This window comes from Pseudomonas sp. KCJK9111 (genome assembly GCF_046231935.1).
In the GTDB taxonomy this organism is placed as follows: Bacteria; Pseudomonadota; Gammaproteobacteria; order Pseudomonadales; family Pseudomonadaceae; genus Aquipseudomonas; species Aquipseudomonas parafulva_B.
This window is the reverse complement of record NZ_JBJJMO010000025.1, coordinates 1-22153: the sequence shown is the minus strand read 5'-3', so window position 1 is coordinate 22153 and position 22153 is coordinate 1. Positions and strand designations below refer to the sequence as shown.

Below are 22153 nucleotides of genomic sequence, written 5' to 3'. Positions count from 1 at the left end.
GACATAGAGCCGTTCCAGACCTACGGCATACATGACCAACACGAGGAGCTTGCCCATGTTCACCATGCGTCGCCTGATTATCGTCGCAACCACTGCTGCCCTGATGACCGGCTGTGCGGGGCAAAACCCCTATGAGAACCAGGGGCAAGAGGCCGGCGGCATGAGCAAGACCGCCAAGTACGGTGGCCTGGGTGCCCTGGCCGGTGCCGTGGCCGGCGCCGCGATCGATCACAATCACCGTGGCAAGGGCGCACTGATCGGCGCTGCGGCCATTGGCGCCGCGGCGGCCGGCTACGGCTACTACGCCGACAAGCAGGAAGCCGAACTGCGCGCGAAGATGGCCAACACCGGTGTCGAGGTTCAGCGCCAGGGCGACCAGATCAAACTGATCATGCCCGGCAACATCACCTTCGCCACCGATTCGGCCAACATCTCGCCAAGCTTCTACGCGCCGCTGAACAACCTGGCTGGCTCGTTCAAGCAGTTCAACCAGAACAACATCGAAGTGGTGGGTTTCACTGACAGCACCGGTAGCCGCCAGCACAACATGGACCTGTCCCAGCGCCGTGCCCAGGCCGTCAGCAGCTACCTGACTTCCCAGGGTGTGGACGCCTCGCGTGTCACCGTGCGCGGCATGGGCCCGGATCAACCGATCGCCAGCAATGCCGATGCCAATGGCCGCGCGCAGAACCGCCGCGTTGAAGTGAACCTCAAGCCGATCCCTGGCCAGCAGTACGACCAGCAGCAGGGCCAGGTTCAGCAGTATCCCTGACCCAGAGATGGGGGCCACTGGATGGCCCCCGCATTCAGCGCACTTCGCTCGCCTGAATGGCGGTCAGGGCAATGGTGTGCACGATGTCGTCGACCTGCGCCCCGCGCGGTAGATCGTTCACCGGTTTGCGCAGCCCCTGCAGCATGGGCCCCAGGCTCACGCCGTCGGTACTGCGCTGCACGGCCTTGTGTGTGGTATTGCCGGTGTTCAGGTCCGGGAACACGAACACCGTGGCGCGGCCGGCCACCTGACTGCGCGGCGCCAGGTCGCGAGCAACGGCAGGGTTCACAGCCGCATCGTATTGCAGCGGCCCATCGATCAACAGCTGCTCGGCGCCCTCCCTGGCCATGCGTGTGGCCTCTCGCACTTTTTCCACCTCCTCGTCGCTTGCCGAATCGCTTGAATAACTGATCATCGCGACCCGTGGCGTGATGCCGAAGGTATGCGCCGATGCAGCACTCTGGCGCGCGATCTCGGCGAGTTCGGCGGCATTGGGGTGGGGGTTCATCACGCAGTCGCCGTAGACCAGCACCTGGTCCGGGAACAGCATGAAGAAGACCGAAGAGACCAGGCTGGCGCCCGGTGCGGTCTTGATCAGCTGCAATGCAGGACGGATGGTATTGGCCGTCGAATGCACCAGACCCGAGACCAGGCCATCGACTTCGTCCAGGGCCAGCATCATGGTGCCGATGACCACCGGGTCTTCAAGCTGTTGTTCGGCCATCGGTGCGTTGAGGTTCTTGCTCTTGCGCAGCGCCACCATAGGCTCGACATAGCGCTCGCGGATCAGGTCCGGGTCCAACACCTCCAGCCCTTCGGGCAGGGTGATGCCCTGGGCTCGGGCCACGGCATCGACCGCTTCAGGCTTGGCGAGCAGCACGCAGCGGGCAATGCCGCGTGCCTGGCAGATGGCCGCCGCCTGCACCAGCAGCGGCTCGGCACCTTCGGGCAGGACGATACGCTTGTTGGCCTGCTGCGCGCGCTGGATCAGTTGATAGCGAAACACCGCAGGTGACAGACGCATCTCGCGCGGAGCGCCGCAGCGCTGGCTCAACCAGGCGCCGTCGAGGTGGCTGGCCACGAAGTCGGTGATGAACTCGGCGCGCTCGCGGTCATCGACCGGGATTTCCCTGTTCAGGGCATTGAGCTGGTTGGCGGTGTCATATGACCCTGTGCTGACCGACAGGATCGGCAACCCTGCCTGCAGCGCTCCGCGGCATAGCCCCAGGATGCGCGTATCGGGCTTACTGTCGCTGGTCAGCAGCAGGCCTGCCAACGGCACGCCGTTGATCGCTGCCAGGCTCACGGCGAGGATGATGTCGTCGCGATCGCCGGGCGTCACCACCAACGTTCCAGACGTCAGCAGCGGTACGGTATTGGCCACCGTGCGGGCGCAGATGATGATCTTGGTCATGCGGCGCTGCTCAAAGTCACCGGCGTTGAGGACCTGGGCCCCGAGCAGCTCTGCCACATCCCGCGTGCGCGGGGCATTGAGTTCCGGCTGATAGGGAATGCAGCCGATCAGGCGGAAATCATTGCCGCGCAGCAGCGGCGAGTGCTCACGCAGACGCGTCGAGAATTGCTCCATGCTCTGGTCGGTGCGCACCTTGTTCAGGATCACACCCAGCACCTTGGGGTCGCGCGGGCCTCCGAACAGCTGGGCCTGCAGCTCGACCCTGCCGGACAGTTCACTGAGCACTTCCTGTTCGGCGGCCGATACCAGGATCACTTCGGCATCCAGGCTCTTGGCAAGGTGCAGGTTCACGCGGGCTGCGTAGCTGGCGTGACGGGTAGGGACCATGCCCTCGACCACTACCACGTCGTTGCCGACACAAGCCTGCTGGTACAGGCGAACGATCGACTCGAGCAGCTCGTCCAGCTGACCATCGCCCAGCATCCGTTCGACCTGGGCCAGGCTCAGCGGCGTCGGCGGCAGGATGCCGTGGGTACGAGCGATCAGCTCGGTGGAGCGCTCCGGGCCGGTGTCGCCCGGGTGGGGCTGGGCAACAGGCTTGAAGAAGCCCACTTTCAGGCCGGCGCGCTCCAGTGTGCGCACAAGGCCCAGGCTGATGGACGTAAGGCCGACGCCAAAGTCGGTTGGTGCGATGAAAAAAGTCTGCATGCGTGCTTCTCGAAATAAGCGGTGCAAGGGATCAGCGATCAAGGGTAGCGCTATCGGCACCCTGTGCGCACCAACCGCACGGGAACGCCTGGCCAATGCGCTGTGCTCGCTGTTCGGGGTCGAGCACCCATGGGCGCAGCTGCCAGGGCGGCACGTGGCGCAGGTGCTGGGTGTGGCCACAGCTCAACTGGGCGACCCAGTGGCCTTCGGCATCCTGGGAAAAAGCGATGATCCGACTGATGGGCATGGGCGGATCCAGGCGAGGTTCGCAATCGGGCGATGGCTTGGTTACACTTGTGCGTTCTACATTCTTTTGCAAAAGGTCTTGCCCCATGCTGATCGCCGCCAACAAGGCTGTCTCCATCGACTATACCCTGACTAACGACGCCGGGGAGACCATCGACAGCTCCGCCGGTGGCGCGCCGCTGGTTTACCTGCAAGGTGCCGGCAACATCATCCCAGGCCTGGAAAAAGCCCTGGAAGGCAAACAGGCCGGCGACGAGCTGACCGTTTCCATCGAGCCTGAAGAGGCCTACGGCGAATACCTGGCCGAGCTGGTCAGCACCCTGAACCGCAGCCTGTTCGAAGGCGTCGACGAGCTGGAAGTGGGCATGCAGTTCCACGCCTCGGCCCCCGATGGCCAGATGCAGATCGTCACCATCCGTGACGTGGACGGCGACGACGTGACCGTCGATGGCAACCACCCACTGGCCGGCCAGCGCCTGAACTTCCAGGTCAAGGTCGTTGACGTGCGTGATGCCAGCGAAGAAGAAATCGCTCACCGTCACATCCACGGTGAAGGTGGCCATCACCACTGATCTTTCTGCGCTAAGCTCAGAAAGTCGCCAGGCGTTCGGGCAAGCCGCCCTGCCTTCCCAAGGAAGGCGACGGCTTGAACGAACGCCTTTTTAGTGGGCGCAATTTGCCCAGGTGCCGTCGGCGACCTGAAAAGGGGATTACAGCATGAGTGCATTTCACGACCTGAAGTTGAACGCGCTTGACGGTGGCGATCTGTCCTTGAAACCGTACAAGGGGCAGGTAGTGCTGGTGGTCAACGTGGCCTCCAAGTGCGGCCTGACACCTCAGTACGCGGCGCTTGAGCAGCTCTACCAGATGTACAAGGACAAAGGCTTCACGGTCCTTGGCCTGCCCTGCAATCAGTTCGCAGGGCAGGAGCCGGGGAGCGAAGCGCAGATCCAGGAATTCTGCAGCATGAACTACGGCGTGAGCTTTCCGCTCGGCGCCAAGCTCGAGGTGAACGGGCCCCAGCGCCATTCGATGTATCGCCTTCTGGCGGGCGAGGGCGCGGAGTTTCCGGGGGACATTACCTGGAATTTCGAGAAATTCCTGGTGGGCAAGGACGGGCGGGTATTGGCGCGCTTCTCCCCGCGCACGGTGCCGGATGATCCTGCGGTGGTCCAGGCCATCGAAAAGGCTCTGGGCTGACCACGCACCGGATGATCGTCTTGGCCGCAGCGACGGCTTCACAGCGGCGGCATGGGCTGCATCGAGGTCGCTTGGCGCGCATGAACGCTCTGTGAAGCGCTGAGCAGGTGCGCTTCGAACTGGTCGACGATTTTCGACCACCCCTGATGGCTGGCATGCTGCCGAGCGTTGAGCCTCACCCGCCGCAGGGTCTCGCTGTCTTGCAACAGCCAGCAAGCGGCATCGATGAAGGCTTTCGCATCCCCTGGCATGGCCAGCGCCCCATTGTGGCCATGGCCGATGTGCTGCGCAGCCGTTGCCTGGTCATAAGCGACCACCGCCAACCCTGACGCCATGGCTTCGAGCACCACACGGCCAAACGTCTCGTTCAGGCTGGTGAACAGAAACAGGTCACTGCTGGCATAGTGCTCGGCCAGCTGTTCGCCTCGCTGGACGCCGCATAGCACGGCCCCGGGCACCTGCTTCAGCTCCCCACCCAGTGGCCCATCCCCCACCAGAATCAGGCGTACTCTTCCTTGTGGCAAAGCTCGTTGCAAGGCTTCGAAACAGCTTTGCAAAAGCCCCAGGTTTTTTTCCGGTGCCAACTGTCCCACATGCAGGACGGCGATATCATCGTGGCCCAGACCCCAGTGTTCGCGCAGCGCCTGGCTGCGACGGGCCGGGTTGAACAGCTCCGCGTCCACACCGTGCGGCATGTGCACCAGCCGCTCGAAGCCGCGGCGCTCCAGCCAACGCCGTTGGCTCAAGCTGGGCACGAGCGTCAAGACGGCCCGGCGATGAAACCAGCGCAGATAAAGGTTTAGCAGGCGTGCCACCACGCCCATGCCGTATTGCCCTGAAGGGTGCGCAAACTCGCTATGCAGCCCGCTGACAACGGCGATCCCTAATCGCCGAGCGGTGCGTAATGCGATCAGCCCCAGGGGGCCTTCAGTGGCGATGTAAATGACGTCAGGCCGTTGCCGGCGCCAGTGCCTTGCCAGCGTGCGCAGGGAGACCTTGTCCCGTTGCAAACCCGGATAGCCGGGCAGTGGCCAGTCGCGCCACAGTCGCACGCCAGGGCTGTGCCCCGAAGCCTGCTCTACTGGCTGTCGGGGGCGCACGATCCTGACGTGATGGCCACGCAGGCGCAGCCCTTCGCTCAGGTTCAACAGTGTGCAGGCCACGCCGTTGACGTGCGGGGCGAAGGTATCGCTGACGAGGCAGATGTGCAGAGCAGGTGTGTTCATGAACAGACTATCCACCTGCTGCATTGCGGGGGCATGACGGCGAAGTGACGTCGGCATGATGCAGGGGGGCATGACGCCTGTAACGCGCACGAATATTCATCAAGGCTGCACTCAAGAGGCGCAGTTGCCCGCCGATGCAGTTGCATTCGCCCCCACGCTCCAGGAGAGCGGTGATGTTCAACAACAAGCTTAAGCAAGAAATCCGGCAGTTGCGTGAAGAACTGATGATCATCGACCAGATCAAGAGCAGCCTGGACAGCGAGATGCTGGTGCTGCAACTCGACCCTGCCGGTCGGATCGAACTGGTCAATGGCAATTTCGAAACCGAGATGCTGTATCGGGCTGACCAATTGCTTGGGCGCAACATCGACGACATCGTGCCTGACCACGTCAAGTCACTGGATTTTCACCAGCGCATGAAAAATGCCATCAGCCGGGGCGAGCATTTCAATGGCGCGTTTCGCCTGCTGCGCGGGGACGGCCAGGAAGCCTGGCTACGTTCGATCCTGCAACCTGTGAAGGGTAGCGACGGGCGCATCAAGTATTTCACCCTGCATTCGAGCGACCTGACCCGTACCATCGTCACCTCCCGGGAGCACGAGAGCCTGATCAAGGCGCTGATGCGCTCGACGGCGGTTATCGAGTTCGACCTCGATGGCATGATCCTGACCGCCAACGAGCGCTTCCTGTCGGCAGTGGGGTACCGGCTGGATCAGATCCGTGGCAAGCACCACCGCATGTTCTGCGAACCTGCCGAGGTCAACTCACCCGCCTACCAGGCATTCTGGGACAAGCTTCGCCGCGGGGAGTACATTGCCGAACGCTTCCGTCGGATCGATGCCCATGGCCGGGTGATCTGGCTGGAAGCTTCCTACAACCCGATCTTCAACGCCCACGATGAGCTGTACAAAGTGGTCAAGTTCGCCACGGTTATCACCGATCAGGTGAACCAGGAGCAAGCGGTGGCCCAGGCGGCGGACGTCGCCTACAACACCTCGCGGGAAACGGACAGCAGCGCCCGTCGGGCCACAGAGGTGGTCGGGCAGAGCGTCAGCGTCATGCGTGGGCTCGAAGCCTCGATGCTTCAGGCTGCCGAAGGCATCCAGGCGCTGGACACCCAGTCGCGGGTCATCGGTTCGATCATCAAGACCATCAGCGATATCGCCGGGCAGACCAACTTGCTGGCGCTCAACGCCGCCATCGAAGCCGCCCGTGCTGGCGAGCAGGGGCGGGGCTTTGCGGTGGTGGCCGATGAGGTGCGTCAGCTGGCCTCGCGCACCAGCACGGCTACCGAGGAAATAGCCCGTGTGGTACAGCAAAACGAGCAGTTGGCCCAGGCTGCAGTGTCGATCATCGACACCAGCAAGCGCCAGGCCGAAGAAGGCCGCGCGCTGGCGGACCAGACCGGAAACGTGATCGAGGAAATCCAGGAAGGGGCCAGGCGGGTGGTGGATGTGGTGGGGCAGTTTTCCAGCCGCCTGGGGCAGTGATGCCGGGCAGTTATGCAGGCCGGTTGTGCTTCATGGTGAGGCGACGCGGCGGTGCTCCCGTTGGACGCGCCTAAGATCGGCCGCTGCCTGACGGGCACGCGGCCGGTTCGGTCAGTCACTCGCTCATCGCCATCCCATCGCCCATACCTGGGCGTCGCGCAGCACCCGCCAATCCAGCCACTCGCTGCGCCCGCTGTGCACCGCCTGCAGTTCCACACGCAGCAGCACGCCCGCTTCGTCGTGCTCCAGGTCGGTGACCAGGAAGTGCTTTTCACGGTTCACCGGCTGCGTCGCGGTCCATTTCGACAGCTTGAGTTTGGCGGGACTGAAGCGGTTCATGGTCTGCTCCTGTAGATGAGGTAGGGTAACGCCTGGGGCAGGCTCAGGCTCGATGCGCAGGTGTGTTCACGGCCCGTGCATTCCCGTTCTCACGCACCCAGAACAAGGTAGCCCCAGCCACCGCCGCCGGCATCATCACCACGTTCACCCCCGGGATCAGCAACGCCAGGTAGGTCACCCCGCCAAAGCCCAGGGACTGCCAGCGTTTTTCCCGCAGCCAGGCGAGCATGTCCTGCCAGCTCATCTTGTTGTTGTCGGCCGGGTAGTCGATGTATTGGATGGCCATCATCCACACGCCGAAAATCAGCCAAAGCGGCGCAGCGACCACGTTGACCACCGGGATCAACGACAGGATGAACAAGCCGGTGGCGCGCGGCAGGAAGTAGCCGAGCTTGCGCATTTCGCGGCCCAGTGTGCGGGGGATCATCGCCAGCAGCTCGGCCCAGCTGAAGGCCGGGAAGTGATCGTCGCCGCGCACCACCACTTCCACCTTTTCAGCCAGAAAGCCATTGAACGGCGCGGCGATGATGTTGGCCACCAGGGTAAAGGTGAAGAACACCATCAGCACCAGCAACACCACGAACAGGGGCCAGAGGATATAGGTCAGAAAGCTGAGCCAGCTTGGCAGTGTGGGCACCAGCGCGTCCAGCCACTGGCTGAACTGGTGGCCGGCAAAATAGATGAGGCCACCGAACAGCAGCAGGTTGATGGTCAGCGGCAACAGCACGAACAAGCGCAGGCCAGGGCTCAGGATCAGCTTCAGGCCTTCGCGCAGGTACTGCGGCCCGGAAAGAACGGGGGCTTGCATGTATCACTCCGCAGAAAAGGTGGTTGGCAGACATTACCGAGTTTCAGGGGGATGCGGAAGCTGCGCCATCTGGGTGAAACCGGTGGTAACAAAAGCCAATGATCGGACCCCTGCCAACGCAACGACGCGCATAGACGATGGCTATGAGGTGGATTGTCTAAGGATATTTCCTTACTCTTTGCCACCTCGCTACAGTGCGCTCATATTTCAGCGTCACCGGCCTGCCCGTGGTGCAGGCCCTACTTCATTTGCACAGCTGGCCTTTTCAGCCCGCTCGACAGGAGTTCGACATGTCCGAAGCACGTCATTCGCGCGTCATCATTCTGGGCTCCGGCCCTGCCGGTTACAGCGCAGCGGTCTACGCGGCCCGTGCCAACCTCAAGCCGCTGCTGATCACTGGCATGCAGGCCGGTGGCCAATTGACCACCACCACCGAAGTCGACAACTGGCCAGGCGACCCGCACGGCCTGACCGGCCCGGCACTGATGCAACGCATGCAGGAGCACGCCGAGCGTTTCGAGACTGAGATCGTCTTCGATCACATCAATGCCGTGGACCTGGCCAACAAGCCGTTCACCCTGACCGGCGACAGCGGCACCTACACCTGCGACGCCCTGATCGTGGCCACTGGCGCCAGTGCTCGCTACCTGGGCCTGCCGTCGGAAGAAGCGTTCATGGGCAAGGGCGTATCGGCCTGCGCCACCTGCGATGGTTTCTTCTACCGCAACAAGCCGGTGGCAGTGGTTGGCGGCGGCAACACGGCCGTTGAAGAGGCGCTGTACCTGGCGAACATTGCCAGCAAGGTAACCCTGGTGCACCGCCGCGATACGTTCCGCGCCGAGAAGATCCTGGTCGACAAGCTGCATGCCCGCGTCGCCGAAGGCAAGATCGAACTCAAGCTCAACGCTACCCTGGATGAAGTCCTGGGCGACAACATGGGTGTGACCGGCGCGCGCTTGAAGAACAACGATGGCAGCACTGACGAGATCAAGGTAGATGGCGTGTTCATCGCCATCGGCCACACCCCGAACACCTCGCTGTTCGAAGGCCAGCTGACCCTCAAGGACGGCTACCTGGTGGTCAGCGGCGGCCGTGAAGGCAACGCCACCGCCACCAACGTCGCGGGTGTGTTCGCCGCAGGTGACGTGGCTGACCATGTCTACCGTCAGGCCATCACCTCGGCCGGTGCTGGTTGCATGGCCGCCCTGGACGTCGAGCGCTACCTGGACGGCCTGGCCAACGCCTCGTTCTGATCCCTCGACCGGGGCCGCCTGGCGGCCCCGTGTTACAGGCTCAGGCGCATCGACAGGTCGACCGCTCGCACATCCTTGGTCATCGAACCTATCGAGATGTAATCCACACCGGTTTCGGCGATGGCCCGCAGGGTCGTTTCGCTGACGCCGCCACTGGCCTCCAGCTTGGCCTTGCCAGCGGTGATTCCGACGGCTTCTTTCATCTCGTCGAGCGTCAGCTCATCGAGCATGATGATGTCGGCACCCGCGCTTAGCGCCTGATGCAATTCCTCCAGGCTTTCCACCTCGATTTCCACCGGCTTGCCGGGGGCGATGCGGTGTGCGGCTTGTACCGCCTCGGCGACGCCACCACAGGCGGCGATATGGTTTTCCTTGATCAGGAAAGCGTCATACAAGCCTATGCGGTGGTTGTAGCAGCCGCCACAGGTCACTGCGTACTTTTGCGCCAGGCGCAGGCCCGGCAAGGTCTTGCGGGTGTCCAGCAACTGTACGTGAGTGCCTTGGACCAGATCCGCCAACGTGCGCGCGCGCGTGGCGACCCCGGACAGCATCTGCAGGAAGTTGAGTGCACTGCGCTCGCCGCTAAGCAGCGCCCGCGCCGGGCCCTCCAGGTGGAACAGCGGTTGGTTGGGCTGGGCGCGATCGCCGTCGACCACCTGCCAGTGCACGGCTACGCGTGGATCGAGTTGACGAAACACCGCATCGACCCAGGCCGTACCGGCCACCACACACGCTTCGCGGGTAATGATCGTTGCCTTGGCCAGCCGCTCGGCCGGGATGAGCTGGGCGGTGATGTCGCCGCTGCCGATGTCCTCCAGCAACGCACGGCGCACGTTGGCTTCGATTTCGGCGGTGAGGTCGGCAAGGCGTAGGTTAGGCATGGTTGGCTCCACAAGCGAGATGCCCGCGATTATAGGGCAGGGCGCAGGCGTGTACAGCCGGTGCTCGGCTGCCATGACGCAACGGGTTGAGCAATCACTGCCTGTACAGGGTCAAGACATTTAGCAAGGGAACGCGTCTGGCAGTACAAGGAATTATTCCTGATAATGCTGTCTGATATTTGGCGTCATGCTATTGGCAAAACTGGCCGCGTCTAGGCCCGACACCCTGCAAGGAGTACAGGATGCACAAAGAGGGCAAGGTAGTGCCCTTGGCGGCGGCTGAGCATGGACGGCGCACGCCCCCCACGAGTCTGCCCATCGCGCTGCTGCAGGTGCGCGATCAGGCCGCCCTGCAACTGCGCCAGGGTTTGCAGGCGCTGTTCGACAATGCTGACGATACCCTGTTCGAAATGGCCGACAAGGCAGCGGACCGGTTCGCTCAGCACCTGTATTTCGAAGCCATGCGCGACTTGCGACTCAAGCGCAAGAGCATCGAGCGGCTGTTTCTCGATATCGTCCATGAAGCCTTCGCGCGCTTGGCCGAGCCCGAGGCTGAGCATGCCCGGCCTGTATTGTCGTCCACCCCCGGTCAGTCCGAGCGCGCAGCAGCGGTGGAGGCGATGGTGGCCAGGGTAAAGGCCCGTGATGGCGTCGCGCTACAGCAGCTGGGCCTGCGCTTGCAGACGCTGCTCGAACGTCATGTGCCTGAGCAGTGCAACCCCCTGAACCCTATTGCCTTGTGCCGCTGCTTTCTCGAAGCTGGAAAAAGCCTGGGCGTGGGGCCGCGCGTCAAGCTGGTACTGCTCAAGCTGTTCGAACGGTATGTATTGTGCGACGCGCAAGTCATCTATGGCGAAGCCAACAGGCTGCTGATTGCGGCAGGGGTGCTGGGTCAGCTGCCACCGACGCCTTGCCGACGAGCCGGGGACAGTTACTTGCTGGCGGAGCCGGACGAGCGCTCCTACCATGAGCCTGAAGCGAGCGAAGATACCGCAGGCGATGCGTTGTTCGCCTCCCTGCAACCGCTTCTGCGATCCGCACGTGGTTTGTTCGCGCCTCGCCTGGAGGCACCGGCCGGCGCCCAGCCGGTTAGCAGAGCCGATCTGCTGCGGTTACTCTCACATCTGCAGCACTATGTGCCAGAGCCCGATGCGGCTGACGATTTCGCCCTTGGCCAGCAAGTGGAGCAGTTGCTGCTGACCATCAGCGTGCGTAGCGGTACCCGCCGCTTTATTGGCGGGGACGACGAAGACATGATCAACCTGATCGATCACGTGTTCAGGTTCATTGCTCGCGACGACAATCTCCCCCCCTACCTGCGAGCCGTGCTGGCGCGCCTGCAGATCCCGCTGCTCAAGGTGGCGCTGCTGGACAGAGGGCTGCTCAGCCGCGCCAGTCATCCCGCCCGGCGGCTGCTCAACGAAATGGCGGCGGCGGGGCTCGGCTGCGACCCGCGCGAGCAAGAGCAGGGTGATGCGTTGCAACTGCGCGCTGAACGTGTGGTTCAGCGCCTGCTCATCGACTTTGCCGAAGACACGCGTCTGTTCGGTGAGCTACTCGAGGACTTTCTCGGGCAGACCCAGCATGAACGGCGGCGTACCGAGTTGTTCGAGCAGCGCACCCGGGACGCCGAAGAGGGGCGGGCCAATGCATCGCTTGCCAGGCGGCAGGTGCAACACGTGCTCAGCCAGCGCCTGCGGGGACGGGTCTGGCCCCAGGCAGTGGTACGGATGCTGATCAACAACTGGAGCCAGGTGATGATGCTGGCTTGGCTCAGACACGGCGAAGCGTCTCTGGGCTGGCGCAGTGCGCTGCAGACCCTCGATACCTTGCTGGCCAGTGTGACGCCATCACTCCAGCCGCAGGCCCTGGTGCATCAGGTACCACCGTTGCTCAAGTCGTTGCGCGATGGGTTGGCCAGTGTCGGAACCGACTCGCTGGTGACCCGTGATTTTTTCCGTAACCTCGAACAACTGCACATACGTGCTTATGCAGGTGGCGCCGAGGCAGACGAGGACGACATCCTGGTCACCCAGGACATCCTGTTGGCGTTGGCCGAAGAGGCAGACGGGCCTGGGCAGCAACCGGCCGGTGACAAAGGCAAGGTCTCGCAGAAGGTGCAACGCTTGCGCATGGGCACCTGGATTGAAGTGTCCGATGACAGTGGCATTCAGCGCTGCAAGTTGGTGGCACGCCTGGACAGTTGCGACAAGCTCGTCTTTGCAAATCGCAGCGGCATGAAAGTGCGGGAGTGGAGTGGCGCAGGCCTTACCCAGGCCCTGGAAGCCGGCACCGTTCGCGTACTGGATGACGGTCCTTTGTTCGAGCGCGCCCTGGAAGCGGTCATAGAGGATTTGCACAGGAGCGCGCTCGCTGCCTTGTGATGATTACCGTGTCAACGCTAGCGGCAGCAGGGCATACTGACGCTCTGTGCAGCACTTTTCAGGATAGGCCCCTCATGCAATTGGACCGTGCCACTGGCTGGTTCCACGGAGACGGAATCACCCACTGCCCCTCACCGAATTTCAACGCCCGCCCGCTAGGTGAGCAGATTTCTCTGCTGGTGCTTCACAACATCAGCTTGCCGCCGGCCAACTTCGGCGGCGGTTACGTCCAGGCGTTCTTTCAGAACCGGCTCGACCCGAACGCACACCCGTATTTCGCCAGCATCGAGCATTTGAAGGTATCTGCACACCTGTTCATCGAGCGTGGGGGGGCGGTGACCCAGTTCGTCTCGTTGCATGATCGGGCCTGGCATGCCGGCGTCTCCTGTTTCGACGGCCGTGAGGGCTGCAACGATTTCTCGATCGGCATCGAGCTGGAGGGCACTGACGAGATACCGTATACCGAGGCGCAGTACCTGACCCTCGACCGCTTGACGCGGCACATCCGCAAGGCCTGGCCGGCCATCGCACCCGAGCGTATCCAAGGGCACAGCGATATCGCCCCCCAGCGCAAGACCGACCCCGGCCCTGCCTTCGACTGGGCGCGGTACCGCCAGGCATTACAGCGCGAGGAGGGCTGAGGCATGAGTTTTCTGGTGTTGATCCTGGTGCTGTGGTTCGAGAAATTTTCCGGCTTGCGCCATCTGGTCCAGCGTGACGGTTTCTTCCTTGGCGAACTGGCGCGCCTTGAGCGCAAAGGTGGGCTGCCGGTAGGGTGGGTACTGGCTGCTGTGGTGCTGGCTCCGGTGCTGGTGCTGACACTGCTGTTACATGTGCTTGAGCCCGTTGCCTACGGCCTGCTGGCCCTGCCAGTGCATCTTCTGGTGCTGGTTTATAGCCTGGGACGTGGCGATGCCAAGGCTTCCCTTGGACCTGTGCGTGACGCCTGGCACAGGGGCGATGAACAGGCCGCGCTGCACGTGGCTGCACGTGACCTTGGCATAGTGGCCGATGGGCCACGCAACCTGCGCGAGGGCCTGCAAAGCAGGTTGCTGTGGGAGGCTTATCAGGGCTTTTTCGCCGTCATCTTCTGGTATTTCCTGTTGGGGCCGGCCATTGCCCTGGCTTACCGCCTTCTGGCGTTGTGCCAGGCGCACAGTCAGCGACCCGCACTCCAGCACCGCGCCGAGCAGCTTCGCCACCTCATGGACTGGGTGCCGGTCAGGGTGGTGGCATTGAGCTTTGCCCTGGTCGGTAACTTCGTCGCCGTTGCCCGTGAAATGTTGCACGAGTTGTTGAACTGGCACATCACTGCCGCGCATCTGGTAGCCCGCATCGGGCGTATGGCTGATGACGGCAATAATGCCGGCACTGCCAGTGAGAATGATTGCGGGATGCGGCGCCTGGATAGCCTATGGGACATGGTGCTGCGTTGTGGTGTGCTGTGGTATGCCGCTTTCGCGTTGTGGACCGTGTTGGCCTGACCGCGCGGGGCGGGCCGGTGCGAATCAACGCAGGGCTTGCCAGCCAAACAGCTCGCAGGCATTGCGCGTGCTTGCTTCGGCCAATTGCTCGACGGGCACGCCCATTGACTCGGCCAGCGATTGTGCGATGTCTGGCAGGTGCTCGGGGCTGTTGCGCACCCCCGGATGCATGGCCGGCGCCATGTCCGGTGCGTCGGTCTCCAGCACCACGCTGTCGAGCGGTAAGCGGGCAATCGTACGGCGCAGCCGCAAGGCCTGGGGCCAGGTCGCCGCGCCGCCCAACCCAAGCCGAAAGCCTAGCTTGATGTACTCACGTGCCTCTTCGTAACTGCCGGCGAATGCATGGATGATACCCGCCCGCATGGGCTTGTAGCGCTTGAGGGTGGCAATCACCTGGGCGTGGCTGCGGCGCACGTGCAGCAGGGCCGGTAGCTGGAAGTCGCACGCCATTTGCAACTGCGCTTCGAACACGTCCTGCTGACGAGCCTTGTCCAGTTCAGGGAGGTAGTAATCCAGTCCGAACTCGCCCACCGCACACAGGCGGCTATCGCCACGCAAGCGCTCCAGCCAGGCGCGCAACTGCTCGATGTGGCTCGGTTGATGATCTTCAAGGTAGACCGGGTGCAGGCCAAGCGCCGCGGCCAGGCGTGAGTCGCTGCAGGCCAGGTCCCATACCCGCTGAAAGTTGGCCTGATGAACCCCCAGCACCACCATTCGCTCGACGCCTTGCGCGCTTGCACGGGCCATCAGGCTCGGGCGGTCGGCGTCGAAGTCCGGGAAGTCCAGGTGCGTGTGGGTGTCGATCAGACGCAGGTTCATGACGGGTCGATTCGTTGCTTGAAGGTGCGCGAGACCGCATGCACGCCTGGTTCGTAGCGTTTTTCTTCAATCGCGGCAAGGGCCAGTTCCAGTGCCTTGGCGGCCATGTCACCGTGACGTTGGGCCATGGCATTGACCGGCAGCGGCAAGAAGTCGAGCAACTGGTTGTCGCCGAATGTACCCAGCTGCAACCGGCGCGACTCGGTGGGCTGGGCGTGCAGCGCGTCGAACACTCCCTGCAGGAGCACGTACGAAGTGGTGATCAAGGCATCGGGCAGGCCACCCAGCTCATCGATCAACTGCTGCATGAGGCGCTGCCCGCACTCTCGGCTGAACGCTTCGCCCTGGTAGCGGCGCACCTCACCGGCAAAGCCCTGTAGCGCATCGTCGAAGCCACCGGCGCGGGCCTGGCTGACCGACAGTTCAGGGCGTGCGCCGATCAAGGCAATGCTGCCTGGCGAGGTGCTCAACAGGCTGGCGGCCAGACGACGACTGGCATCATGGTCATCGCTGATCACCGAGCAGAAATACCGGGGGTCCAGGCCTCGGTCGATGGCAATGACCGGCAGGCCCTTGTCTTGCAACTCGCGGTAGCTCTGATCGTGCGGCGGCAGGCAACTGGCGACGAACAAGGCATCGCATCGGCGCGCCCGGAACAGCTGCTGCAACTGGCGCTCGCTGTCGGGCTGGTCGTCACTGCTGGCGATCAGCAACTGGTAGCCCCGGGCCCGAGCCCCTTGCTCAAGGCGCTTGGCAATACGCGCGTAGCTGGGGTTCTCAAGGTCCGGGAGGATGAAGCCCAGCGTGCGGGTATGCCGGCTGCGCAGGCCAGCGGCCTGGGGGTTGGGCGTAAATCCATGGGCCTGCACCACCGCCTGCACGCGCTCCACGGTGCTGTTGCTGATGCGTTGCTGTTCGGCCTTGCCATTGATGACGTAGCTGGCGGTAGTGACGGACACACCGGCCAGGCGGGCGATATCGCTGAGTTTCACCGAGTTTTCCTTGTTATGACCAAAGCTGGCTGTAGGCGATGACCAGGCAGTTTGCCCCTGATACCGCAGCGAGCGCAGGCGAGCATTGTCGCAATTGTCCGACAGGATGGGGCTTTTTCATCGGCAGATTATCGAGTAACGTGGCCGCCTGGTCAGATTAAACGTTTCAGCCTCCTGATTTTCTGCCTCTGCTGCCCACTGTGCAAGGCGGTTGAACTGGCCATTTCCGTGAATTTCACAACAATACTCCAGTACCCATCCGGGAACTGCAAAGGGAGAAGGTCATGCTTGAGCTCGCCAAGGAGCAGATAGCCATGGGCCAGACGGCCCCAGACAAGGCACATGCATTGCGCCTGCTGGCGGATCGCCTGGTCGCCGACGGACTGGTCGCCGAGGGCTACCTGCAAGGGTTGCAGGATCGCGAGGCGCAAGGTTCCACGTTCCTTGGCCAGGGCATCGCCATCCCCCACGGTACGCCGCAGACCCGCGACCTGGTGTACACCACGGGCGTGCGCCTGTTGCAGTTTCCCGAGGGTGTGGACTGGGGTGATGGGCAGATCGTGTACTTGGCCATTGGCATCGCCGCGCGCTCTGACGAGCACTTGCGCCTTCTGCAATTGCTGACCCGTGCCCTGGGCGAAACCGATCTGGCAGAAGCCCTGCGCCGTGCAGGCTCGGCCGAGGCCTTGCTCAAACTGCTGCAGGGTGCACCGCAGGCGCTGGCGCTCGATGCGCAGTTGATCGCCCTGAACCTTCCGGCCGAAGACTTCGATGAGCTGGCCTGGCGCGGTGCGCGCCTGTTGCAGCGCGCCAACTGCGTGGACAGCGGCTTTGCCGCCGTGCTGCAGCAGGCAGAGCCGCTGCCGCTGGGAGAGGGTTTGTGGTGGCTGCACAGCGAACGCCAGGTTCGCCAGCCAGGCCTGGCCTTCGTCACCCCGGCACAACCTGTGCGTTATCGCGATCAACCGCTGACTGGCCTGTTCTGCCTGGCCAGCCTGGGGGCTGCCCACCAGGCATTGCTCGAACGGTTGTGCGAAGTGTTGATCGAAGGCCGCGGGCAGATGCTCTACCAGGCCACCAGCAGCCGCGCCGTGCTCGAAGTGCTCGGCGGCGAGGCGCCTGCCGACTGGCCGAGCGCACGCATCCTGCTGGCCAATGCCCACGGCCTGCATGCCCGCCCAGCCAAGGTGCTGGCGCAACTGGCCAAACGTTTCGAGGGCGACATTCGCGTGCGCGTGGTCGAGAGCGGTCAGCCTGGCGTCTCGGTGAAAAGCCTGAGCAAGCTGTTGAGCCTGGGCGCGCGCCGTGGCCAGGAACTGGAACTGGTGGCCGAGCCCGCTATCGCCGCCGATGCCCTGCCTGCGTTGCTGGCAGCCATTGAGCAAGGGCTGGGCGAGGAGGTGGAGGCGCTGCCGCTTGTCCCAGAGGCTCCTGCGCAGCCAGCCGTCGAAAAGGCGAAGGCGCCGGCGGCCGGCAGCCGCGTACAGGGTGTGGGCGCTGCCCCGGGTATCGCGTGCGGCCCTGCCCACGTCGTGACCGAGCGCACGTACGACTACCCGCTGCGCGGCGAGTCGTACGATCAGGAACGTCACAAGCTGACCCAGGCGGTGGCTACCGTCAGTGCCGATCTTCAGGTGCTGGTGCAGCGCAGCGACGCGGCCATCGGCGAGATTTTCGTCACCCATCAGGAAATGCTGGCCGACCCGGCTCTGACCGACGACGTCGAGCAGCGCCTGGCCCAGGGGGAGAGTGCCGCTGCCGCGTGGGTGGCGGTGATCGAGTCAGCCGCCAGCCAGCAGGAAGCGCTGCATGACGCTTTGCTGGCCGAGCGGGCTGCCGACCTGCGCGATGTGGGCCGCCGCGTATTGGCCCAGCTGTGCGGGGTCCTGACGCAGAGCGAGCCTGACCAACCTTACGTACTGGTGATGAGCGAGGTCGGCCCCTCCGATGTCGCCAGGCTCGACCCGGCGCGGGTTGCCGGGATCGTCACGGCCCAGGGTGGCGCCACCGCGCACAGCGCCATTGTCGCCCGGGCGCTGGGTATCCCTGCCGTGGTCGGAGCCGGCGCCAGCGTGCTGCTAGTGGAAAATGGCACGCCGCTGCTGCTCGACGGCCAGCGCGGAGTGGTCAACGTCGCGCCGCCAGCCGATGAGCTGCAGCGTGCCTTGGCTGAGCGCGACCTGCGCGAGCAGCGCTTGCAAGCCGCGTGGGCCAACCGTTTCGACCCGGCCGTGACCCGTGATGGCCATGCCATCGAAGTGTTCGCCAACATCGGTGAAAGCAGCGGTATCGCCAAAGTGGTGGAGCAGGGGGCCGAAGGCGTCGGCCTGTTGCGCACCGAGCTGATCTTCATGGCCCATTCCCAGGCGCCAGATGTGGCCACCCAAGAGGCCGAGTACCGGCGCGTGCTCGATGGCCTGGACGGGCGCCCGCTGGTGGTGCGTACCCTGGACGTGGGCGGTGACAAGCCGCTGCCCTACTGGCCGATCGCCGCGGAAGAAAACCCCTTCCTCGGCGTGCGCGGCGTGCGCCTGACCCTGCAGCGCCCGCAGGTGATGGAAGACCAGCTGCGTGCTCTGCTGCGCGCCGCCGATCAACGCCCTTTGCGCATCATGTTCCCTATGGTCGGGCAGATGCACGAGTGGCGCGAGGCACGTGCGATGGTCGAGCGCCTGCGTATGGAGATTCCCGTGGCAGACCTGCAGGTGGGCATCATGGTCGAGGTGCCCTCGGCAGCCTTGTTAGCGCCACAACTGGCGCGCGAGGTGGACTTCTTCAGCATCGGCACCAATGACCTGACCCAATACACCCTGGCCATCGACCGTGGCCACCCCAGCCTGTCCGCCCAGGCCGATGGGCTGCATCCTGCGGTCCTCAGCCTGATCGACATGACAGTGCGCGCCGCCCACGCCCATGGCAAGTGGGTGGGGGTTTGCGGCGAACTGGCGGCTGACCCGCAGGCCGTCGCGGTGCTGCTGGGGCTTGAAGTGGACGAGCTGAGCGTGGCGTCGCGCAGCGTCGCCGAAGTCAAGGCTCTGGTGCGCCAGGCCGATTCCCGTACAGCCCGCGCTTTGGCGCGCGAGGCCTTGCAACAAGACAGTGCCGCCGCGGTTCGCGCGCTGGTGGAGCGTTATTGAATGGCCAAGATCCTTACCCTGACCCTCAACCCTGCCGTGGACATCACCATCGTGCTCGACAGCCTGCGCCCCGGTCACGTCAACCGCAGCCAGGCCCAGCACAGCCACGCAGCTGGCAAGGGCTTGAACGTCGCCCAGGTGCTGGCCGACCTGGGCCATACCGTGACCGTCAGTGGTTTTCTTGGGCAGGACAACCTGCAGGCATTCGAAGCGCTGATCGACTGGCGCGGCTTCTGCGATTGCTTCGTGCGCGTGCCTGGGGAAACCCGCAGCAACCTCAAGCTGGTCGAGGCCGATGGCCGCGTCACCGACATCAATGGCCTGGGCCCGGAAGTGGACGCGGCCGCCCGCGATGCCTTGCTGCGCCTGTTGCGCCAGGAAGCACCGGGGCATGACGCCGTGGTCGTTGCCGGGAGCCTGCCACGCGGGATTAGCCCTCAATGGTTTGGTGATTTGCTCGATGAGCTCAAGGCCATGGGCTTGAAAGTGGCGCTGGACACCAGCGGCCAGGCGCTGCGCGTCGGTCTGCAAAGCCTGCCCTGGCTGGTCAAGCCCAATACCGAAGAGTTGGGTGAAGCCCTGGGCACGCCCGTGGACGATGCCGATCAACAGCGACTGGCCGCCCGACAGCTACTGGGTGAGGGCGTCGAGCACGTGGTGGTTTCGGCTGGCGAGCACGGGGTACGCTGGTTCGCCCATGATTTCACCCTGGCGGCAGTACCGCCCAAGGTGAAGGTGGCCAGCACGGTCGGTGCTGGGGACTCCCTCGTGGCCGGCATGGTCCACGGCCTGTTGCAGGGTGAAGCCGCATCGCGCACCTTGGCCCGTGCCACCGCCATCGCCGCACAGGCCGTCACCCAGGTGGGTTTCGGCATCAACGACCATGACCAGTTGGCCCGCCTGCAAGCCGCTGTGAGCCTGACAGAACACCAAGAGGGTTGCCAATGAACATTGTCATTCTCACTGCCTGCCCCAATGGCCAGGTATCGAGCGTGCTCAGCGCACGTCTGCTGGCGGCTGCGGCCCAGCGCCGTGGCTGGACCACCCAGGTCGAGGTGCAGGACGCCGAGCATCCCGAACGACAGCTCGACGCAGCGCAGATCGCCAACGCCGATTGGGTGCTGGTGGTCAGCACCGGCCCGGTGGACCTTACCCGCTTTGTAGGCAAGCGTGTGTACCAGAGCACGCCGTCCCAGGCTTTGGCTGACCGCGAAGGTTTTCTCGACGAAGCAGCTGCCAATGCGCAGCCGCTGACGGCCGTAGCCCCCGATGTCGACACCCGCGAGGAAGTGCGCATCGTTGCAGTCACTGCGTGCCCGACTGGCGTCGCCCATACCTTCATGGCGGCCGAAGCCCTGCAACAGGCCGCGCAACAGATGGGCTACCAGCTCACCGTTGAAACCCAGGGCTCGGTCGGGGCACGCAACCCGCTTTCGGCCCAAGCCATCGCAGCTGCCGACGTGGTGCTGCTGGCCGCTGACATCGAGGTGCCCGCAGCGCGCTTTGCGGGCAAGCGCATCTACCGCTGCGGCACTGGCATTGCGCTCAAGCAGGCCCGCGCCACCCTGGACAAGGCGCTGGCCGAAGCCAAGGTGGAGGAGGGTGGGACTGCTTCGGCCAACGCCGCCGCCAGCAAGGGCGAAAAAACCGGCGTCTACAAGCACCTGCTGACCGGTGTCTCGTTCATGCTGCCCATGGTCGTGGCCGGGGGCCTGCTGATCGCCTTGTCGTTCGTGTTCGGCATCGAAGCCTACAAGGAAGCGGGGACGCTACCGGCTGCGCTGATGCAGATCGGCGGTGAAGCGGCCTTCAAGTTGATGGTGCCATTGCTGGCCGGCTATATCGCCTGGTCCATCGCCGATCGGCCAGGGTTGGCCCCAGGCATGATCGGCGGCCTGCTGGCCAGCACCCTGGGCGCCGGCTTCATCGGCGGCATCGTGGCGGGCTTTCTGGCCGGCTACAGCGCCAAAGCCATTGCCCGCTGGGCGAAGCTGCCCACCAGTCTGGAGGCGCTCAAGCCGATCCTGATCATTCCGTTGCTGGCCAGCCTGTTCACCGGTCTGGTAATGATCTATGTGGTGGGGCAGCCGGTGGCGGCCATGCTCGAAGGCCTTACGCGGTTTCTCGACAGCATGGGCACCACCAACGCGATCCTGCTGGGGCTGCTGCTTGGTGGCATGATGTGCGTCGACCTCGGCGGACCGATCAACAAGGCCGCCTATGCGTTCTCGGTAGGGTTGCTGGCGTCTTCGAGCTACGCCCCGATGGCCGCCACCATGGCCGCTGGCATGGTGCCGCCGATCGGCCTGGGCTTGGCCACGTTCCTGGCCAGGCGCAAGTTTGCCCAGAGCGAGCGGGAGGCGGGCAAGGCAGCGTTGGCACTGGGGCTGTGCTTCATTTCCGAAGGGGCCATCCCATTCGCCGCCAAGGATCCGCTGCGAGTGATTCCGGCGAGCCTGGCAGGGGGCGCGCTGACTGGGGCCTTGTCCATGTACTTTGGTTGCAAACTCATGGCGCCCCATGGTGGACTGTTCGTCCTGCTGATCCCGAACGCCATCAACCATGCCGCGTTGTACCTGTTGGCGATTGTCGCAGGTAGCTTGCTGACGGCGGTGGTGTATGCGCTGATCAAGAAGAACGAAAACGTCGAGCTGATGGTGGCGCCGGTCAAGGGATAAAGGTGCTTAACGGCAAGCCTTTTCGGTTACGGATGCCGCTCTTAAGGGGCGGCGTCAGCCTGGCACAGTGCCGTTCACCGGCACGGTCGGCGAACCCGCTCAACACCCATGCTTGCGCCGCAATGGCACCAGCAGGTCACTTAGACCGTTATGGTCGACTTCATGCATCAAGGCCAGCAGCTCCCCCAGCTCCCCTTTAGGAAAGCCCTTGCGCGCAAACCACGCCAGGTAATCGCCCGGCAGGTCGGCAATGATCCGGCCTTGGTATTTGCCAAACGGCATGCTGCGGGTCACCAACAGTTCGAGACGTTCCGGGTTGAAC

Annotated in this window: 20 protein-coding genes; 11 read left to right on the top strand and 9 right to left on the bottom strand. The window is 63.9% G+C overall.

Translation table 11 applies throughout. From position 1 onward, the window contains the following. Positions 1-55 precede the first annotated feature (55 nt). Positions 56-772, top strand: a complete 717-nt coding sequence (locus tag ACK59L_RS10905) for an OmpA family protein (RefSeq protein ID WP_023534691.1) — start codon at positions 56-58, stop codon at positions 770-772. A gap of 34 nt (positions 773-806) precedes the next feature. On the opposite strand, the gene pta is transcribed toward ACK59L_RS10905, so the two are convergent. Both pta and ACK59L_RS10895 read right to left on the bottom strand, forming a co-directional pair. Further along, positions 807-2894, bottom strand: a complete 2088-nt coding sequence (pta, locus tag ACK59L_RS10900; protein ID WP_409273544.1) for a phosphate acetyltransferase — start codon at positions 2892-2894, stop codon at positions 807-809. 31 nt (positions 2895-2925) lie between these two features. Continuing rightward, the gene (locus tag ACK59L_RS10895) at positions 2926-3228 is read right to left on the bottom strand and encodes a DUF3565 domain-containing protein (RefSeq protein WP_058639476.1); all 303 of its coding nucleotides are present in this window, start codon (positions 3226-3228) and stop codon (positions 2926-2928) included. Here ACK59L_RS10895 and ACK59L_RS10890 point away from each other — a divergent pair. Both ACK59L_RS10890 and ACK59L_RS10885 read left to right on the top strand, forming a co-directional pair. Continuing rightward, entirely contained in the window at positions 3227-3712 is a 486-nt protein-coding gene (locus tag ACK59L_RS10890; RefSeq protein ID WP_058605858.1) for a peptidylprolyl isomerase, read from the top strand. The genes ACK59L_RS10895 and ACK59L_RS10890 overlap by 2 nt on opposite strands. 145 nt (positions 3713-3857) lie before the next feature. Beyond that, a complete protein-coding gene (locus tag ACK59L_RS10885) occupies positions 3858-4340 on the top strand; it encodes a glutathione peroxidase (protein WP_409273542.1) in 483 nt (160 codons plus the stop codon). Between the two features lie 38 nt (positions 4341-4378). Here the strand turns inward: ACK59L_RS10885 and ACK59L_RS10880 are convergent, their stop codons facing one another. Then, positions 4379-5566 carry a glycosyltransferase family 4 protein gene (locus tag ACK59L_RS10880; RefSeq protein WP_409273540.1) on the bottom strand — a complete coding sequence of 396 codons (1188 nt, stop codon included), beginning with the start codon at positions 5564-5566 and terminating at the stop codon, positions 4379-4381. Between the two features lie 173 nt (positions 5567-5739). On the opposite strand from ACK59L_RS10880, the gene ACK59L_RS10875 reads away from it, so the two are divergent. Further along, a complete protein-coding gene (locus tag ACK59L_RS10875) occupies positions 5740-7056 on the top strand; it encodes a methyl-accepting chemotaxis protein (RefSeq protein ID WP_409273538.1) in 1317 nt (438 codons plus the stop codon). 123 nt (positions 7057-7179) lie between these two features. Here the strand turns inward: ACK59L_RS10875 and ACK59L_RS10870 are convergent, their stop codons facing one another. Then, positions 7180-7395 (bottom strand): TIGR02450 family Trp-rich protein, encoded by a 216-nt coding sequence (locus tag ACK59L_RS10870; RefSeq protein WP_023534670.1) that lies wholly within the window; start codon positions 7393-7395, stop codon positions 7180-7182. Positions 7396-7438: 43 nt separating this feature from the next. Continuing rightward, entirely contained in the window at positions 7439-8203 is a 765-nt protein-coding gene (gene cysZ / locus ACK59L_RS10865; RefSeq protein ID WP_058605855.1) for a sulfate transporter CysZ, read from the bottom strand. A 290-nt stretch (positions 8204-8493) separates the two neighbouring features. On the opposite strand from cysZ, the gene trxB reads away from it, so the two are divergent. Then, positions 8494-9456 (top strand): thioredoxin-disulfide reductase, encoded by a 963-nt coding sequence (trxB, locus tag ACK59L_RS10860; protein ID WP_058639474.1) that lies wholly within the window; start codon positions 8494-8496, stop codon positions 9454-9456. Positions 9457-9488: 32 nt separating this feature from the next. Here the strand turns inward: trxB and nadC are convergent, their stop codons facing one another. After that, complete coding sequence (gene nadC / locus ACK59L_RS10855) at positions 9489-10337, bottom strand: carboxylating nicotinate-nucleotide diphosphorylase (protein WP_058605854.1); 849 nt, start codon at positions 10335-10337, stop codon at positions 9489-9491. Between the two features lie 242 nt (positions 10338-10579). On the opposite strand from nadC, the gene ACK59L_RS10850 reads away from it, so the two are divergent. From ACK59L_RS10850 to ampE, 3 genes are all read left to right on the top strand, one after another. Further along, positions 10580-12721, top strand: a complete 2142-nt coding sequence (locus ACK59L_RS10850; protein ID WP_409273534.1) for a DUF1631 domain-containing protein — start codon at positions 10580-10582, stop codon at positions 12719-12721. 74 nt (positions 12722-12795) lie between these two features. Further along, positions 12796-13362, top strand: coding sequence for a 1,6-anhydro-N-acetylmuramyl-L-alanine amidase AmpD (ampD, locus tag ACK59L_RS10845; RefSeq protein ID WP_409273532.1), 567 nt, complete (start codon positions 12796-12798; stop codon positions 13360-13362). 3 nt (positions 13363-13365) lie between these two features. Continuing rightward, complete coding sequence (gene ampE, locus ACK59L_RS10840; RefSeq protein ID WP_409273530.1) at positions 13366-14205, top strand: regulatory signaling modulator protein AmpE; 840 nt, start codon at positions 13366-13368, stop codon at positions 14203-14205. A gap of 24 nt (positions 14206-14229) precedes the next feature. On the opposite strand, the gene ACK59L_RS10835 is transcribed toward ampE, so the two are convergent. Together ACK59L_RS10835 and cra are read right to left on the bottom strand one after the other, a co-directional pair. After that, entirely contained in the window at positions 14230-15018 is a 789-nt protein-coding gene (locus tag ACK59L_RS10835) for a TatD family hydrolase (RefSeq protein WP_182140359.1), read from the bottom strand. Positions 15019-15020: 2 nt separating this feature from the next. After that, positions 15021-16016, bottom strand: coding sequence for a catabolite repressor/activator (cra, locus tag ACK59L_RS10830; protein WP_058605850.1), 996 nt, complete (start codon positions 16014-16016; stop codon positions 15021-15023). A 284-nt stretch (positions 16017-16300) separates the two neighbouring features. Between cra and ptsP the strand changes: the two genes are divergently transcribed. From ptsP to ACK59L_RS10815, 3 genes are read left to right on the top strand one after another with little or no spacing between them, the layout of a single operon-like run. Beyond that, positions 16301-19153 carry a phosphoenolpyruvate--protein phosphotransferase gene (ptsP, locus tag ACK59L_RS10825; protein WP_409273528.1) on the top strand — a complete coding sequence of 951 codons (2853 nt, stop codon included), beginning with the start codon at positions 16301-16303 and terminating at the stop codon, positions 19151-19153. Further along, positions 19154-20101, top strand: coding sequence for a 1-phosphofructokinase (gene pfkB, locus ACK59L_RS10820; RefSeq protein WP_409273526.1), 948 nt, complete (start codon positions 19154-19156; stop codon positions 20099-20101). After that, positions 20098-21831 carry a PTS fructose-like transporter subunit IIB gene (locus tag ACK59L_RS10815; protein ID WP_409273524.1) on the top strand — a complete coding sequence of 578 codons (1734 nt, stop codon included), beginning with the start codon at positions 20098-20100 and terminating at the stop codon, positions 21829-21831. Before pfkB ends, ACK59L_RS10815 begins: the two co-directional genes overlap by 4 nt. A 99-nt stretch (positions 21832-21930) precedes the next feature. Here the strand turns inward: ACK59L_RS10815 and ACK59L_RS10810 are convergent. Next, the coding region (locus tag ACK59L_RS10810) for a DUF3820 family protein (protein ID WP_409273522.1) at positions 21931-22153 on the bottom strand (223 nt) is incomplete at its 5' end.